The organism is Streptomyces sp. AB3(2024) (assembly GCF_041862025.1).
Taxonomy (GTDB): domain Bacteria; phylum Actinomycetota; class Actinomycetes; order Streptomycetales; family Streptomycetaceae; genus Streptomyces.
On record NZ_JBGWAB010000049.1, the window covers coordinates 11,317 to 26,776 of the forward strand.

The 15,460-nt window shown below is 73.0% G+C and carries 12 protein-coding genes and 1 tRNA gene; 3 read left to right on the forward strand and 10 right to left on the reverse strand.

The window, feature by feature from the left end; translation table 11 throughout:
* Positions 1–18: 18 nt before the first annotated feature.
* Together ACEPPI_RS20220 and ACEPPI_RS20225 are read right to left on the reverse strand one after the other, a co-directional pair.
* Positions 19–2,217: an MMPL family transporter gene (locus ACEPPI_RS20220; protein ID WP_373916636.1), complete on the reverse strand. Its 2,199-nt coding sequence runs from the start codon at positions 2,215–2,217 to the stop codon at positions 19–21.
* Positions 2,218–2,375: 158 nt separating this feature from the next.
* Positions 2,376–2,984, reverse strand: coding sequence for a TetR/AcrR family transcriptional regulator (locus ACEPPI_RS20225; protein WP_373916637.1), 609 nt, complete (start codon positions 2,982–2,984; stop codon positions 2,376–2,378).
* Between the two features lie 149 nt (positions 2,985–3,133).
* Here ACEPPI_RS20225 and ACEPPI_RS20230 point away from each other — a divergent pair, with 149 nt between their 5' ends.
* A complete protein-coding gene (locus ACEPPI_RS20230) occupies positions 3,134–6,418 on the forward strand; it encodes a S41 family peptidase (RefSeq protein WP_373916638.1) in 3,285 nt (1,094 codons plus the stop codon).
* A 124-nt stretch (positions 6,419–6,542) separates the two neighbouring features.
* Here the strand turns inward: ACEPPI_RS20230 and ACEPPI_RS20235 are convergent, their stop codons facing one another.
* The 4 genes from ACEPPI_RS20235 to ACEPPI_RS20250 all read right to left on the reverse strand — a co-directional run bounded on the left by ACEPPI_RS20235 (position 6,543) and on the right by ACEPPI_RS20250 (position 10,236).
* Complete coding sequence (locus ACEPPI_RS20235; RefSeq protein WP_373916639.1) at positions 6,543–6,728, reverse strand: hypothetical protein; 186 nt, start codon at positions 6,726–6,728, stop codon at positions 6,543–6,545.
* Between the two features lie 75 nt (positions 6,729–6,803).
* The gene (locus tag ACEPPI_RS20240; protein ID WP_373916640.1) at positions 6,804–7,688 is read right to left on the reverse strand and encodes an SDR family oxidoreductase; all 885 of its coding nucleotides are present in this window, start codon (positions 7,686–7,688) and stop codon (positions 6,804–6,806) included.
* Positions 7,685–8,611 (reverse strand): alpha/beta fold hydrolase, encoded by a 927-nt coding sequence (locus tag ACEPPI_RS20245; protein ID WP_373916641.1) that lies wholly within the window; start codon positions 8,609–8,611, stop codon positions 7,685–7,687. Before ACEPPI_RS20245 ends, ACEPPI_RS20240 begins: the two co-directional genes overlap by 4 nt.
* Positions 8,608–10,236 (reverse strand): flavin-containing monooxygenase, encoded by a 1,629-nt coding sequence (locus ACEPPI_RS20250; RefSeq protein ID WP_373916671.1) that lies wholly within the window; start codon positions 10,234–10,236, stop codon positions 8,608–8,610. The genes ACEPPI_RS20245 and ACEPPI_RS20250 overlap by 4 nt, the downstream gene beginning before the upstream one ends.
* A 182-nt stretch (positions 10,237–10,418) precedes the next feature.
* Here ACEPPI_RS20250 and ACEPPI_RS20255 point away from each other — a divergent pair, with 182 nt between their 5' ends.
* Entirely contained in the window at positions 10,419–11,186 is a 768-nt protein-coding gene (locus tag ACEPPI_RS20255) for a MerR family transcriptional regulator (RefSeq protein ID WP_373916642.1), read from the forward strand.
* Here the strand turns inward: ACEPPI_RS20255 and ACEPPI_RS20260 are convergent.
* Positions 11,168–11,971, reverse strand: a complete 804-nt coding sequence (locus tag ACEPPI_RS20260) for an exodeoxyribonuclease III (protein WP_373916643.1) — start codon at positions 11,969–11,971, stop codon at positions 11,168–11,170. The genes ACEPPI_RS20255 and ACEPPI_RS20260 overlap by 19 nt on opposite strands.
* Before the next feature lie 38 nt (positions 11,972–12,009).
* Here ACEPPI_RS20260 and ACEPPI_RS20265 point away from each other — a divergent pair, with 38 nt between their 5' ends.
* Positions 12,010–12,504: a GNAT family N-acetyltransferase gene (locus ACEPPI_RS20265; RefSeq protein ID WP_373916644.1), complete on the forward strand. Its 495-nt coding sequence runs from the start codon at positions 12,010–12,012 to the stop codon at positions 12,502–12,504.
* Positions 12,505–12,711: 207 nt separating this feature from the next.
* On the opposite strand, the gene ACEPPI_RS20270 is transcribed toward ACEPPI_RS20265, so the two are convergent.
* The 3 genes from ACEPPI_RS20270 to ACEPPI_RS20280 all read right to left on the reverse strand — a co-directional run bounded on the left by ACEPPI_RS20270 (position 12,712) and on the right by ACEPPI_RS20280 (position 15,399).
* Positions 12,712–14,031: a CoA transferase gene (locus tag ACEPPI_RS20270; RefSeq protein ID WP_373916645.1), complete on the reverse strand. Its 1,320-nt coding sequence runs from the start codon at positions 14,029–14,031 to the stop codon at positions 12,712–12,714.
* 191 nt (positions 14,032–14,222) lie between these two features.
* Positions 14,223–14,296 (reverse strand) — tRNA-Ala (locus ACEPPI_RS20275).
* Between the two features lie 74 nt (positions 14,297–14,370).
* A complete protein-coding gene (locus ACEPPI_RS20280) occupies positions 14,371–15,399 on the reverse strand; it encodes a hypothetical protein (protein WP_373916646.1) in 1,029 nt (342 codons plus the stop codon).
* Positions 15,400–15,460 lie beyond the last annotated feature (61 nt).

The window sequence follows — 15,460 nt, forward strand, 5'->3', positions numbered from 1 at the left end:
TTCGACGGCGCCGGCAGGTCAGGCGTTGACCAGCTCGCGGTCCTTGTCCGGACCCTCCGCGGAGCCGGCGTCACCGAGGTGCTTGCGCAGGCTCTCGCCCTCCACGTCCACGTTCGGCAGGATCCGGTCGAGCCACTTCGGCAGCCACCAGGCCTTGTGGCCGAGCAGCGCCAGCACCGCCGGGACGATGGCCATCCGGACCACGAAGGCGTCGAAGAGGACGGCGACGGCCAGGCCGAAGCCGATCATCTTGACCATCGCGTCGCTGGCCCCCAGGAAGCCGGAGAAGACGGCGATCATGATCACGGCGGCGGCCACGACCACGCGGGCGCTGTACTGGAAGCCGGTCACCACGGCCTGGCCGGGACGCTCGCCGTGGACGTACGCCTCACGCATGCGGGTGACCAGGAAGACCTCGTAGTCCATGGCCAGGCCGAAGACCACGCCCACCATGAAGATCGGCATCATCGACATGATCGGGCCGGTCTGCTCCACCCCGAACAGCGAGCCGAGCCAGCCCCACTGGAAGACCGCGACGACCGCGCCGAGGGCCGCGACGACCGACAGCAGGAAGCCGAGGGCCGCCTTGAGCGGGACCAGGATCGAGCGGAAGACCAGCATCAGCAGCAGGAAGGCCAGGCCGACCACGAGCGCCAGGTAGGGCAGCAGCGCGTCGTTCATCTTCTGCGAGAAGTCGATGTTCATCGCGGTCTGGCCGCTGACGTACACGCCCTCGGGGGCGCCCTCGCGGATCGAGTGGACCAGGTCCTCGGTCTCGACGGAGGACGGCCGGTCCTTCGGGATGACGCTGACGATCGCCGCGTCCTTGGCCTCGTTCTGGACCGGCGGCATCACGACCGCCACCCCGTCCAGGCCCTTGATCCGGTCGGCGGTCTTGTCGGCGAGCGCCTTGTCGCCGTCGACGACCACCATCAGCGGACCGTTGAAGCCGGGGCCGAAGCCCTCGGAGAGCAGGTCGTACGCCTTGCGCTGGCTGGTGGAGACCGGCTTGGAACCGTCGTCCGGCAGGCCCATCTCCAGCTTGCTCGCCGGGATCGCGACCGCGCCGAGGCCGATCACACCGACCAGCAGGACCATGATCGGGCGGCGCAGCACGAAGCGGGCCCAGCGGGTGCCGCCGTTGGCCTTGGGCTCGGTGCCGGCCGGCTTGCCCTTGCCGAAGAGCTTGCTCTTCGTCCCGGCGGGCAGCACCTTCCTGCCCGCGAAGCCCAGGATGGCGGGGACCAGCGTCAGGGCGACGAGCACCGCGATGACCACCGTTCCGGCGGCCGCGACACCCATCTTCGTCAGCATCGGGATGTTGACGACGGCCAGGCCCACCAGGGCGATGACCACGGTCAGACCGGCGAACACCACGGCGGAACCGGCAGTTCCGGTGGCCCGGCCGGCGGCCTCGTCGCGCTCACGGCCCTCGGCGAGCTCCGCGCGGTAGCGGGAGACGATGAAGAGGGCGTAGTCGATGCCGACCGCGAGGCCGATCATCATCGCGAGGGTGGAGGTGGTGTTGCCCAGGTCCAGCACGTTGGCGAGCGCGGTGATGGAGGAGACGCCGATGCCCACGCCGATCAGCGCGGTCAGCAGCGGCAGCCCGGCCGCGATCAGCGAACCGAAGGTGATGACGAGGACGACCGCGGCGATCAGGATGCCGATGACCTCGCCGGAGCCCGTCTCGGGGGCCTCCATCAGCGCGTCGCCGCCGATCTCGACCTGGAGTCCGGCCTTCTGCGCGGCGTGGCCGGAGTCCTTGAGGGCGTCGCGGGTGTCGTCCTTCAGCTCCATCCCGCTGACCTTGTACTTCACGCTGACGTAGGTGGTGGAGCCGTCCTGGCTCACCGCCTTCGTCTGGTACGGGTCCTCGACACTGGCGATCTGGGCGGCGCCGGCGCCGCCCTTCAGGCCCGAGATGAGCTTCTCGACCTCGGCCTTGGGTGCCGGGTCGGTGACCTTGGCGCCGGCCGGGGCCTTGACGACGATGCGGGCGGTCGCGCCGTCGGCGGACATGCCCGGGAACTTCTTGTCCAGCAGGTCGAAGGCCTTCTGGGCCTCCGTCCCGGGTATCGAGAAGGAGCCGGAGGTGGGCGCCGAAGCGGTCGCGGCGCCGAAGACGGCCGCGAACAGCAGCGCCACCCAGACGAGGGCGACGAGGCCGCGGCGCCTGAAGGCACCTCGGCCGAGCCGGTAGAGGAAGGTGGCCACGTCGTGGTTCTCCCGTTTCAGGTCGTGGGATGGATCCGGGACGGATCAGGGCGTCGAAAGCCGGCCCGACGACGAGAGCGGCGTGTCAGGAGCAGCGGTAAGTGCGTGTACGGGGAAGGGCGGAACGGGCGGAACGGGTGGGCGCGCGGAGCGGGGACTCAGACGCCGAGGGCGGGGAAGACCACGGCGTCGACGAACTCGCCGAGGAAGGCCCGGTCGACGGACCGGTCCTCGATCAGCGGGAGGGCGATGAACGCCCCGATGAGCATGTGCGGTACGAAATCCAGCGCCGGACAGTCCGGCCGGATCTCGCCCCGCGCCACCGCGCGCCGGAGCATCTCCTGGAGACCGTTGATCTCCGGGTCCACCAGCAGGTCGCGCAGCGCCCTGTGGAGCTCCGGGCTCTCGTGCACGGCATGGGCCAGACCCCGCATGAGCGCGGTGTCCTTGGCCATCTGCGCGTCGTCCGAGCGCTCGACCATGAGCGCGAAGTCGCCGCGCAGGGTGCCCGTGTCGATCTCCCGCAGGGAGACCGGCTGGGTGCACCGCAGTGCCTGGGCGACCAGCTCCGGCTTGCTCCCCCACTGGCGGTAGAGGGTGGCCTTGCTGGACTTCGTACGGGCTGCGACCGCGTCCATGGTCAGCGCCTCGTAGCCGACCTCGCGCAGGAGGTCGAGGACCGCCCCGTGGAGTTCGGCCTCGCGTTCGGGGGTGATCCGGCTGCGCCGAACCGACATGGCGTCGGCCACCCGGCAGCTTCCCTTCATCACGACCACCCATCCGAACGAAACCGTTTCGTACTCCACGAAGAGTACCCCCCTCCCTAACGAAACGAAACCGTTCCGTTTCGATCGGGGAGTGAGGTGGATCACCTGTACGAGTTGCCGCACCCCCCTGCCGCGGAAAGCATTGGGGGGTGAGTCACGACGTCGCGTACCTCCGCTTCCCGCACCTGCACGACGACCTGCTGTGTTTCGCCACCGAGGACGACCTCTGGGTCGCCCCCCTGGTCCCCGACGGCCAGAGCCCCGGCCGCGCCTGGCGGATCACCGTCGACCGGACCAGGGTCGGCCATCCCCGCTTCTCCCCGGACGGACGGCACATCGCCTTCACGACCTGGCGCAGCCTCGACCCCGAGATCCACCTCGCCCCCGTCGGCGGCGGACCCGCCCGGCGCCTCACCCACTGGGGTGCCACCGACACCCGCGTCTGCGGCTGGACGCCGCCCGACGAGGAGGGCCGCAGCGACATCCTCGCCGTGTCCTCCCACGGCCAGCCCTTCTCCTACTTCGCCTGGGCCTACAGCCTGCCCACCGACGGCAGCCCCGGCGGCCGCCTCCCCTGGGGCCCCGTCTCGGACATCGCCGTCCACGCCCCCGACGGCCCCGGCGGCGAACGCCGCAGCCTGCTCCTCACCGGGAAGCCCCCGCACGAGCCCGCCGCCTGGAAGCGCTACCGCGGCGGCGCCACCGGCCGCCTGTGGCTGCACGGACAACGGCTGCTGGAGGAGATCGAGGGCCACCTCGACTCACCCATGTTCGTCAACGGCCGCATCGCCTTCCTCTCCGACCACGAGGGCATCGGCAACCTCTACTCCTGCCTCCCCGACGGCACCGGCCTGCGCCGCCACACCGACCACGACGCGTTCTACGCCCGGCACGCCTCCAGCGACGGCACCCGCGTCGTCTACCAGTGCGCGGGCGACCTCTGGCTCGTCGACTCCCTCGACGCCGGCAGCGCGCCCCGCCGGCTGGACGTCCGCCTCGGCGGCCCGCGCGCCGGCCGGCGCGTCTACCAGGTGCCGGCCGCCAGCAACGTCGACTCCCTCTCCGTCGACGCCACCGGCCGGGCCAGCGCCGTCGTCGTGCGCGGCAGCCTGTACTGGCTCACCCACCGCGACGGCCCGGCCCGCACCATCGCCGACACCCCGGGCGTACGGGTCCGGCTGCCCGAGATGCTCGGCAGCGGCGGACAGGTCGCCTACGTCACCGACGCCGAGGGCGAGGACGCGATCGAGATCGCCTACCTCCCCCGCGCCTCCGGGGAACGCGAACCCCGCCGGCTGGCCTCCGGCGAGCTGGGCCGCGTACTGGAACTGCTGTCCGACCCGGACGGCGAGCGCCTCGCCATCGCCTCGAACGACGGACGGCTGCTGCTCCTCGACGCGACGGAGGAGTCCAACGGGGAGGTCACCGAACTCATCCGGTCCATCAACGGACCCGTCACCGACCTCGCCTTCTCCCCCGACGGCTGCTGGCTGACCTGGTCGCACCCGGGCATCGGCCGCTCCCTGCGGCAGATCAAGATGGCCAAGATCGCCGGACCCGGCCCGCGCGCGATCGTCGACGTCACCAACGGCCGCTTCGAGGACGAGAACCCGGTCTTCACCCGCGACGGCCGCTACCTCGCCTTCCTGTCCTGGCGCGGGTTCGACCCCGTCTACGACGTCCACACCGGCGACCTGTCCTTCCCCCTGGGCTGCCGCCCCTACCTGGTGCCGCTCTCCTCGGCCACCCCCTCCCCCTTCGCCCTCTCCGCCGACGGCCGCCCCGCCGCGGGCGGGCTCGACCCCGTCGAGGGGGAGAGCGGCGAGGGCGACGGCTCGGTGACCGTGGAGGTCGAGGGCCTGGAGAGCCGGGTCACCCCCTTCCCCGTGAGCGCGTCGAAGTACTCGGCCCTCCACCCGGTGCACGGCGGCGGACTGGTCTGGCTGCGCTGGCCCATCTCGGGCGCGCTCGGCGAGACCTTCGCCAACCCGGCCGACACCAGCGGCAAGCCGACCCTGGAGCACTTCGACATCACCAAGGCGCGCAAGAGCGAACTGGCCTCCGGACTGGACTGGTTCGCGGCCAGCGGCGACGGCACCCGCCTCGTCGTCAACGACGACGGCGACCTGCGCGCGGTCCCCGCCACCGAGTCCGGGGACAGCGACTCCACCGTCTACCTCGACCTGCGGCGCATCCTGCACGAGGTGGACCCGGCCGCCGAGTGGCGCCAGGCCTTCGAGGAGGCCGGCCGGCTCATCCGCGCCTACTTCTGGGAACCGGACATGTGCGGCATCGACTGGGACGGCGTACTGCGCCAGTACCGTCCCCTGGTCGAACGGGTCGCCTCCCCCGACGAGTTCGCCGACCTGATGCGCGAGGTCCTCGGCGAACTCGGCACCTCCCACGCCTACGTCTCCCCCGCCCGCCGCAACGAGGGCCCGCCCCACTACCAGCGGCCCATCGGACTCCTCGGCGCCAACCTGGTCTGCCGGGACGGGACCTGGGCCGTCTCCCGGATCCTGCCGGGCGAGTCCTCCGACTCCAAGGCCCGCTCCCCGCTCGCCGGAACGGGCATCCGCGAGGGCGCCGTCCTCACCCACATCGACGGCCGGCCCGTGGACCCCGTGGCCGGCCCCTACCCGCTGCTCGCGGCGGCCGGGGGCACCACCGTCGAACTCACCTTCCAGCCCGACGGGGGCGAGGGCCGGGCCCGCCGGGTCGCGATCGTCCCCCTCGTCGACGAACGGCCGCTGCGCTACCAGGACTGGGTCTCCAAACGGCGCGCCGTGGTCCGCGAGATCAGCGGCGGCCGCTGCGGCTACCTGCACATCCCCGACATGGGCGGCTCCGGCTGGGCCCAGTTCAACCGGGACCTGCGCCTGGAGGTCTCCCGGCCCGCCCTGATCGTCGACGTCCGCGGCAACGCGGGCGGGCACATCAGCGAACTGGTGGTGGAGAAGCTCACCCGCTCCATCCTCGGCTGGGACCTGACCCGCAACGCCCAGCCCGTCTCCTACGCCTCCAACGCGCCCCGCGGCCCGATCGTCGCCCTCGCCGACGAGGCGACCTCCTCCGACGGGGACATGATCACCGCCGCCTTCAAACTGCTGGGCCTGGGCCCGGTGGTGGGCCAGCGCACCTGGGGCGGGGTCGTCGGGATGACCGGCCGGCACACCCTGGGCGACGGCACCGTCATCACCGTGCCGATGAACGCCGCGTGGTTCCCGGAGTACGGCTGGTCGGTGGAGAACCACGGCGTGGAGCCGGACCTGGCGATCCTGCGCACCCCGCTCGACTGGGCGGAGGGGCGGTACGCACAGCTGGACGACGCGGTGCACCTGGCACTGGAACTGCTGGAGCAGGACCCGGCCGCGGTACCGCCCGGGTACGCGGACGTACCGGACCTGCGGCGCCCGAAACTGCCGCCCCGCTAGGCCGCGGGACGCACGGCACACGGCACACGGCACACGGCACACGAAGGAGGGGCGCGACCGGCGGCGTTGCCGGGTCGCGCCCCTTCGTGCGTCCTACGTCGTACGCCAGGTCACGTACGTCGGTTCAGATGTCCCAGTCGTCGTCGAGCTCGTCGTGCACCTTGGGCGCCTTCTGCTTGGCACCGGGCTTCTTCTCGCCGGGCTGCTGCCCGCGCTCGGGCGACGGGTCCTTCGCACCCGGCCGGGCGGCCTTCTGCGCCCTGCTATCGAGCTCGTCCGCCTTGTCCTGGAACTGGTCCTTGATAGCCATGCTCTTCACTCCATGAGGGGTGTCGGTGGTGGGCCTCGACCAGACTTTCACGGGCGGACATCACTCGCATTTCGATCAGTGACGCTGTGTGCGCGCCTGCTCGTCGGCGGCCCCGCCCGCACCCACGAGCCCCTTGGAGACCGTGGCGAGCCTCGGTGCGAACCGCCTCATCTCGCGCTGTCCGGACGCCGCGATGATCCCGGGCAGGTAGCCGCGCACGCCCTGCATCCCGCGCAGCCACCCCTGCGCGTACACGTGCGGCGAGCGGCGCTCGATGCCGGCCACGATCCGGTCGACGGCCGGCCCCAGCGGGTAGGTGCGGTTGGCGGGCCACGGCAGCCGTCGGCGCAGTTCCCGCATGACCTCGTTCTGGTCGGCGCCGCGGACCATGTCGGTGTCGGTCCAGGAGAGGTAGCCGACACCCACCTTGACGCCCTGGTAGCCGACTTCGGCGCGCAGGCAGTGGGCGAAGGCCTCGACCCCGGACTTGGAGGCGCAGTACGCCGTCATCATCGGCGCGGGGGTGATCGCGGCGAGCGAGGCGATCTGGAGGAAGTAGCCGCGGCTCTCCACGAGTACGGGGAGGAAGGCGCGGGCGGTGACGGCCCCGCCGATCAGGTTGACCTCGATCACCCGGCGCCAGGCCTCGGGGTCGGAGTCGGCGAACGGCCCGCCGGCGGCGACGCCCGCGTTGGCGACGACGACGTCCACCTTCCCGAAGCGCTCCTTGACCTCCCGCGCCACCCGGGCCATTGCCTCGTGGTCGGTGACGTCGGCGTACCAGTGGTCGCTGTCGGTGTGCAGCCGCTCGGAGACCTCCTTGAGCGCCTCCGGCTCCAGCCCGACCAGCGCCACCTTCGCCCCGCGCGCGGACAGCTTGTGCGCGAGCAGCTCACCGACGCCGCGGGCGGCTCCGGTGACGACGGCGACCTGGCCTTCCAGACTCCTGTGAGCGCTCACGCGGTCTTCTCCTTCTCGGTTTCGAGGTAGCGGGACGTCAGTTCGCGGATGGCACCGGTCACGGCCTCGGGCGCCTCGACCGGGGTCATGTGGCCCATGCCGGTGAGTTCGGTGAGGCCGACGCACCGCGGCAGTGCGGCCGCCAGCCCGCGGGCGTGCGCCACCGGGGTGAGCCGGTCGTCGCGGCCGGCGAGCACGGCGGTGGGCAGGGTCAGCCGGGCGAGTCCCTCGTCCAGGTCCAGTCCGGCCAACACCACCGACCAGGCGTGGCGCACGGCCGTGGGGCAGCCGTGGACGATACGGGCACAGGCCTCGACCCGGTCCGGCGCGGAGCCGGGGCCCATGGTCGCGTACCGGAGCACGGCGCGCGCGGCGGGCGTGACGGGCCCGAGGGGGGCGCGTGAGCCCAGCACCGCGCGGGTCAGCCGGGTCCGCAGGCGCCCGGGGGGCAGCGGCAGCACGGTGGACCCCTCGACCAGCCCGGAGCTCCCGGTGCTGCACAGCAGGGCGGCCGCGGCGTGCTCGGCGAACTCGGGACGCCCGGCGGAGGCCATCACGGTCATGCCGCCCATGGAGTGTCCCGCGACGACGGCCCGCTCGCCGGGGGCGAGGGTGGCCTTCAGCACGGCGGCGAGGTCGTCGGCGAGGGCGGTGGTGCTGTACGTCTTCGCGCCGGCCGGGCTGCGGCCGTGGCCGCGCTGGTCGTAGGCGACGACCCGGTGGTCCCGGGCGAGTTCGCGTATCTGGGCGGCCCAGAAGGCGGTGGAGCAGGTCCAGCCGTGGGACAGCACCACGGCCGGGGCCCCTTCGGCGCCGTGCACCTCGACGTGCAGGCGGGCCCCGTCGGCGGAGACGGCGGTCAGGGTGCGGGCCGGGGCGGGGGGCGCGTACCGCCCGGCGGTGACGTGCGCGGGCCCGCTCATGCCGCCGCCTCCCCGGCGCCGGCCTTCGCGGCGGCGGTCTTCGCGGCGGCGGTCTTCGCGGCGGCGGCATCCCCGGGTCCGGCCTTCGCGGACGCCCGTTCCGCCGCCGGCCCCCTCGCTCCGTCCCTCTCCCGGTCCCTCTCCCGGTCCCTCTCCCGGCCGCGGATGACCTCGTACTCGGACAGATCGACGCTCCGCGTCTCCTTGCGGAACTCGCCCGTCGTCCCCGGCCAGACGGTGGTGTTGCGGCCCTGCGCGTCCAGGTACCAGCTCGTGCAGCCGCCGGTGTTCCACACCGTCCGCTCCATCCGTGCCTGGACGCGCCGGTTCCACTGGTTGACGGCGGACGGCCGGGCCGCGAGCGCGGTCCGCCCGCCCAGGACGCCGAGCTGGCGCATGTAGTCCGCCATGTAGTTCAGCTGCGACTCGATCATCAGGATCATCGAACTGTTCCCGAGGCCGGTGTTGGGTCCGATGATCGTCATCCAGTTCGGGAAGCCGGCGGCGGTCGCCCCGCGCAGCGCCTGCATCCCGTCCTTCCAGGCGTCGGCCAGCGTCTTCCCGTCGGCGCCCACCACCCGGTCGGCGATCGGCATGTCCGTCACGTGGAAACCGGTGCCGAAGATGATCGCGTCGACCTCGGTCTCGGTCCCGTCGGCGGCGACGAGCACCGAGCCCCGGATCTCCTTCAGCCCGGAGGCGACCAGGTCCACGTCCGGCCGGGCGAGCGCCGGATAGTACTCGCTGGAGAGCAGGATCCGCTTGCAGCCGATCCGGTACGAGGGCGTCAGCCTGGCCCGCAGCTGCGGGTCCTTGATCGAGCGCGCCATGTTGGCCTTGGCCAGGGACTCGATCAGCCCGAGCTGATCGGGCCGCTTGGTGAACGCGCTGACCTGGAGTTCACGGATCCCCCACAGCAGCCCCCGCCGCGCCGCCCGGGTGAAGGGGAGCTGCCGGTGGAGCCAGCGCTCCACCGCGGTGATCGCCCGGTCGGTGCGCGGCATCACCCACGGCGGGGTCCGCTGGAAGAGGGTGAGCCGTTCCACCTCGGGCGCGATGGCGGGCACGATCTGGATGGCCGAGGCGCCGGTCCCGATCATGGCGACGCGCTTGCCCCGCAGGTCGTAGTCGTGGTCCCAGCGGGCCGAGTGGAAGACCTTGCCGGGGAACTCCGCGAGTCCCGGTATCTCCGGCATCTTCGGGTCGGACAGCGGCCCGGTGGCCGAGACGACGACGTCGGCCGTCAGGTCCCCGCCGGCCGTCTCGATCTCCCAGCGCAGTTCGTCCGCGTCCCAGCGCATCATCCGGACCTCGTGGTTGAGCCGGATGTGCCGGCGCAGCCCGAAGACGTCCGCGACGTGCTCCAGGTACTCCCGGATCGCCGACTGCCCGGAGAAGGTCCGCGGCCAGTCGGGATTGGGCGCGAAGGAGAAGGAGTACAGGTGGGACGGGACGTCGCAGGCGCATCCCGGATAGCTGTTGTCGCGCCAGGTGCCGCCGACGGAGTCGGCCCGCTCCAGGACGACGAAGTCCGTGATCCCCTCGCGCCGCAGCCGTACGGCGGCCCCGAGCCCTCCGAAACCGGACCCGATCACCGCCACCCGTACGTGCTCGCGTCCGCCCATGCCGTCGATGCCGCCCATGCCCGCCGCCTTCCGCTTCCGCAGTACCAGCCACCACACCGCAACACTGCCAGCAATCACTGGCACAATCGGGAGGGTAGAGCAGCCCCGTACCCATGGGTAGGGGTCGCACCCGGAAAGTTACTGCGGGTACGCCCTAGGCTGCGCGTGTGGCGGAGAACCCTATGGCCGAGTCAGGGAGCACAGTGCGCGAATACCGGACGGAGGAACTGGCCGAGGCGGCCGGCATACCCGTCCGCACCCTGCGCTTCTACCGCGAGCGCAAACTGCTCCCGCCCCCGCGCCGCGAGGGCCGGATCGCCTGGTACGACGACCAGCACCTGGCCCGGCTGCGCACCATCGCCGCCCTGCTGGAGCGCGGCCACACCCTCGGCGGCATAGCGGAGCTGACCGCCGCCTTCGAACAGGGCCGCGACGTCGGCCAGCTCGGCGAGCTGCTCGGCATCGGCTGGTCGGAGGAGACCCCCGTCCGGCTGACCCCCGAGGCCCTGGCCGACTACTTCGAGGGCGAGGTCACCCCGGAGAACCTCGCCGCCTCCCTGGACCTCGGCTACGTCGCCGCCGACGGCGAGGAGATCGTGCACGTCAGCCGCCGCCTGCTGGACGTCTCCTCGGCGCTGGTCCGCGAGGGCGTCCCGCTCGCGGCGGTCCTGGAGACGGGCCGCCGGGTGCGCGAGCACGCGGACGCCCTGGCGGCCCTGTTCACCGACCTGATCTCCACCCACCTCGGCGACGGCGACGGCGCCGACTCCACCGACACCGACACCGCCACCGCCACCGACCCGGTCACGCGCCTGCGCCCGCTGGCGAAGAGCGTGGTGGAGGCGGAACTCACGATGGCGATGGACCGCCTGCACCAGCGCCACTCCCACCCGCCGGCCCTTCGGACACCGGATCCCCGGCCGGCGGCCCCTCAGACGCCGAGCTCGTAGACCACGGTCACGGGCGCGTGGTCGGACCAGCGCTCGGGGTGCGTCTCGGCCCGCTCGACGAAGCCCTTCACGGCCTTGCCGGCCAGCCCCGGGGTCGCGACCTGCAGGTCGATCCGCCAGCCGGCGTCGTTGTCGAAGGCCCGCCCGCGGTAGGACCACCAGGAGTACGGCCCCTCGGCGTCCGGGTGCAGCGCGCGCACCACGTCCACGTAACCGGCCTCCGCGTACACCTTCCCGAGCCACTCCCGCTCCTCGGGCAGGAAGCCCGCGTTCTTCCGGTTCGTCTTCCAGTTCTTGAGGTCGGCCTCCCGGTGGCAGATGTTCCAGTCACCGCAGACCACGACCTCCCGCCCGTCGGCGGCCGCCCGCTCCCTCAGCCCCCGGAGGTAGGGGAGGAACTCCTCCATGAACCGGTACTTCTCGTCCTGCTTCTCGGTCCCGGCCTCCCCGGAGGGCAGGTACAGGCTCGCCACGGTCACGCCGGGGAGATCGATTTCCAGGTACCGGCCGCTGCCGTCGAACTCGTCGCTCCCGAAGCCGACCCGCACCCGCTCCGGCGCCCGCCGCGTGTACAGCGCGACCCCGGCCCGCCCCTTGGCGGCGGCCGGCGCGAACACCGTGTGCCAGCCCTCGGGCTCCCTGGCCTCGGCCGGAATCTGCCCCTCCTCGGCGCGTACCTCCTGAAGGCACACGACGTCGGCGTCGGATCCGGCGAGCCACTCCACGAAGCCCTTCTTGGCGGCGGCGCGGATCCCATTCACATTCACGGAGGTCACAGTGAGCATCCCTGCACCATAGCGGGATGGTTCCGTACGATATTCAAATGTCTCACGGTATAAACCTCCGCGCCGTACCGTACGACCACCCGGACGCGGTCAAACTCGATGCCCAGGTCCAGGTCGAGTACCGGACGCGCTACGAGGGCGAGGGCGACGCCACCTTCCTCGACCCGGCGATGTTCGTCCCGCCGATCGGCCTGTACCTCCTCGCCTACGACGCCTCGGACGCCCCGGTGGCGAGCGGTGGCTGGCGCCGCCAGGACCACAGTGACGAGGGTTACTCGGACGGCGACGCCGAGATCAAGCGCATGTACGTGGTCCCGCAGGCCAGGGGCACGGGCCTGGCCCGCCGCATCCTGGCGGAACTCGAAGCGGACGCCCGCGCGGCGGGCCGCACCCGCATGGTCCTCGAAACGGGCGACCAGCAGCCGGAGGCGATCGCCCTGTACCTCTCGTCGGGGTACTCCCTGTCGGAGAAGTTCGGCTACTACCGCTTCCACGAGAACAGCCGCTGCATGACGAAGCCGCTGCATCCCTGACGGGGATACCCCCCTCCGGCCCCGTCGGCGCTTGAAGCGCGGGGGCTCGGGGGGCCGGGGTCCGGGGGCGGAGCCCCCGAACCGGGGAAAGGGCGGGGCGGGGACCGGCTCCGCGCAGCGGCACCCCCACGCCACCCGCACCCGCACCCGCACCCGCACCCGCACCCGCACCACCCTCAACCCGCCTCAGCCCGGCCCGGACTCCCCCTACCGGCGGAGCCATTCGGCCGTGTCGGTCCCCCACCGCGACGGCCCCCGCCCCCACTCCCCGAAGGGACTGGCGGCGTGCCGCAGCGCCCCGTACCCGGACGCCGTCTCCCGCAGCCACGGCTCCGCCGTGTACCCCGCGGCCCCGCCCCCGCCCTCGCCCCTCGGCACGTCCCGGACCAGCCACGACGCCGTCCCCGCGAGGGAGAACCGCAGCAGCCGCCCGCCGCCCTCCGCGAGCGCCCGCAGCACGCCGGCCGCCATCAGGTATCCCGTCCCGTGGTCCAGCGCCTGCGCCGGCAGCACCCCCGGCCGGCCGTCCTCACCGCACGCGGTGGCGATCCCGTACCCGGCCTGCACCAGCGAGTCGAAGCCGCGCCGCCCCGCCCACGGCCCGTTCCACCCCCACGCGCACAGCTCCGCCACCACCAGGCCGGGCCACCGGGCGAGCAGCTCCGCGCCGCCCAGCCCGTACCGTTCCAGCGCCCCCGGCCGGTACCCGGACACCACCACGTCGGCCTCGCCGAGCAGCCCCTCCAGCACGGCCCGGCCGTCCGCCCGCGCGAGGTCCAGCAGCGCGGACCGCTTCCCGAACCCGGTGTCGGCGTACGCGTCGTCGGACTCGGGCAACCCGGGCGGGTCGATCCGCAGCACGTCCGCTCCGAGCACCCCGAGGGTCCGGGTGGCGACCGGTCCGGCGATGACCCGGGTCAGGTCGAGCACCCGTACCCCGGCCGCCGGCAGCGCCGCCGGCTCCAGCACCCGCCCCCGCCCGGAACCCCGTACGGTCTCCACCAGCGGCAGCGGATCCCCGTACTCCCGCGCCACGGCGACGGCCAGCCCGCCCTCGGCGTGGACCAGTTCCTGCACCTCCACGGCGCTCCGCGCCGCGAGCACCCCGCGCACCGCCTCCGGGGTGCCGGGCACGCCCAGGGCCCGGACGAGGGCGGCTTTGTGGTGGGGGTAGTTGGCATGGGTCCGCACCCACCCGTCGGCGGTCGGCCAGAACCCGGACAACGGCGCGAAGGAGACCGGCGCCCGGCCGTCCACCCGCAGGTGCCTCTCACTGACGAACGCGGTCGCCACGGCCCCCTCGTCCACCACCACCGGCTCCGCGTCCCGGACCGTGCCCCCGGCCCGTACGGCGCCGAGCTCCGCCGCCGCGAGCCCGCACACCCCCACGCAGGCCCGCGCCAACTCCCGTACCGGCAAGGGCCCCTCCCAGCCGCCGGCCCCCCGGTACCGCACCCGCTCCGCCTCGTCGGCCACGCCGCCGAGCGCCGCCCACGCCTGCCCTGTCGCACCGTCAAAACTCCGCATCCGGCCATTGTGGGCCCGGCACGGGACGGAAGATCCGGGAAGCCGCGTCCGAACGCCATCGCCGCCCCCGGCCGGAACGCGGGCGTCACCCTCACGGCCAACGGGCCCCACAAACGCCGAGATCCCGCCCGGTCTTCCGACCGGACGGGATCTCGTGACGTTCACGGGAGCAACCCGCGAACTGTCGTCTGTGGACCTGTGGGGATTTGAACCCCAGACCCCCTCGATGCGAACGAGGTGCGCTACCAGACTGCGCCACAGGCCCTTGCGACGTGTGAAACATTAGCATCCCCGGGCGGGTGCTCCAAAATGCGTTCCGCGCAGGTCACCCGCACCCCGTCACTCGTTGGCGGCGCGGGGCCGGTCCTCGCCCTCGTACTGGTCGAAGAGCGGGGTGCGACCCCGGCCCTGGCCCCGGGGGCGGGGGGTGGACGGCGTCTTCTGGTCCGGGCCCGGGGCCGGCTTCGGGAGGGCCGGCTGAGCGCGCAGGCGCGGGTCGGTCGGCTCCGCGGTGCTGGAGCGGGTGGCGCTCCAGCCGTCGGGGGCCGTCGGGCCGGTGGCGCGGGGGGCGACGGGGGCGGTCACGTAGGTCGGCAGCGGGACCGGTACCGGTTCCCAGCTGTCCCCGCGCGCCGGTCCGCGCTCCCGCTCGCGCTGCTGGTCCACCCACTCGGCGTGGTCGGTCTGCTCGACGAGCGCACGCCGCCCGGCCTCCTGCGGGGAGAGCGGCGGCGCGGGGTCCGGTTCGGCTCCGGCCTCGGGGAGCTCCTCGGCGGGCCGGCGGCGCAGGCGGCTCTCGCGCAGCTGGCGCGCGGCCGCCTCGGCGCGGCGCCGGTCCATCGTGAACTCGTAGCGCCGTCGCTCCTGGATCCGCAGGTGCACGATGTACGCGCTCAGCAGCAGGGCGGGCACGGCCGGGACCCACAGGTACCGCAGGCCGCCGACGGCGGCGGCGATCGCCCCGCCGCTGAAGACGAGGAAGAGGAGCGCGGTGGTGCGCCGACGGCGTGCGAGCACCTGGAGGCGCTGCTGCCGGCGGACCCGCTCGGCCTCGCTCGTTCTCGGCTCGGTCCTGGTCGGGGACATGCCGAAGGCCCGGGCGTCGGCGTCCACGGAATTCACCGTTTCCGTCGCCGCTTCCGGGTCCGCGTCGGGCTCGGGCTCCGCCTGTTCCTCACCGCGCTCACGCAGCCCCTTGGCATAACGGCGCTCCATTCCCGCCCGGCCGGAAAGAAGCCGGATGGCAGTGGAGAAGCGTTCCGTCGGACGGGCTTCGTTCAGCTCGTCCTGCCTGCGGAGCCACATGGGCACCAAGTAGGCGGCCCAGGCCCCGACAATGACTGCGTAGATGAGGCCGCTGCTGCTCACACCCCACACCGTAGAGGGGCGCGGCCGAGGGGATCGGCCAATTGAGCCGGTGTGTCGCACG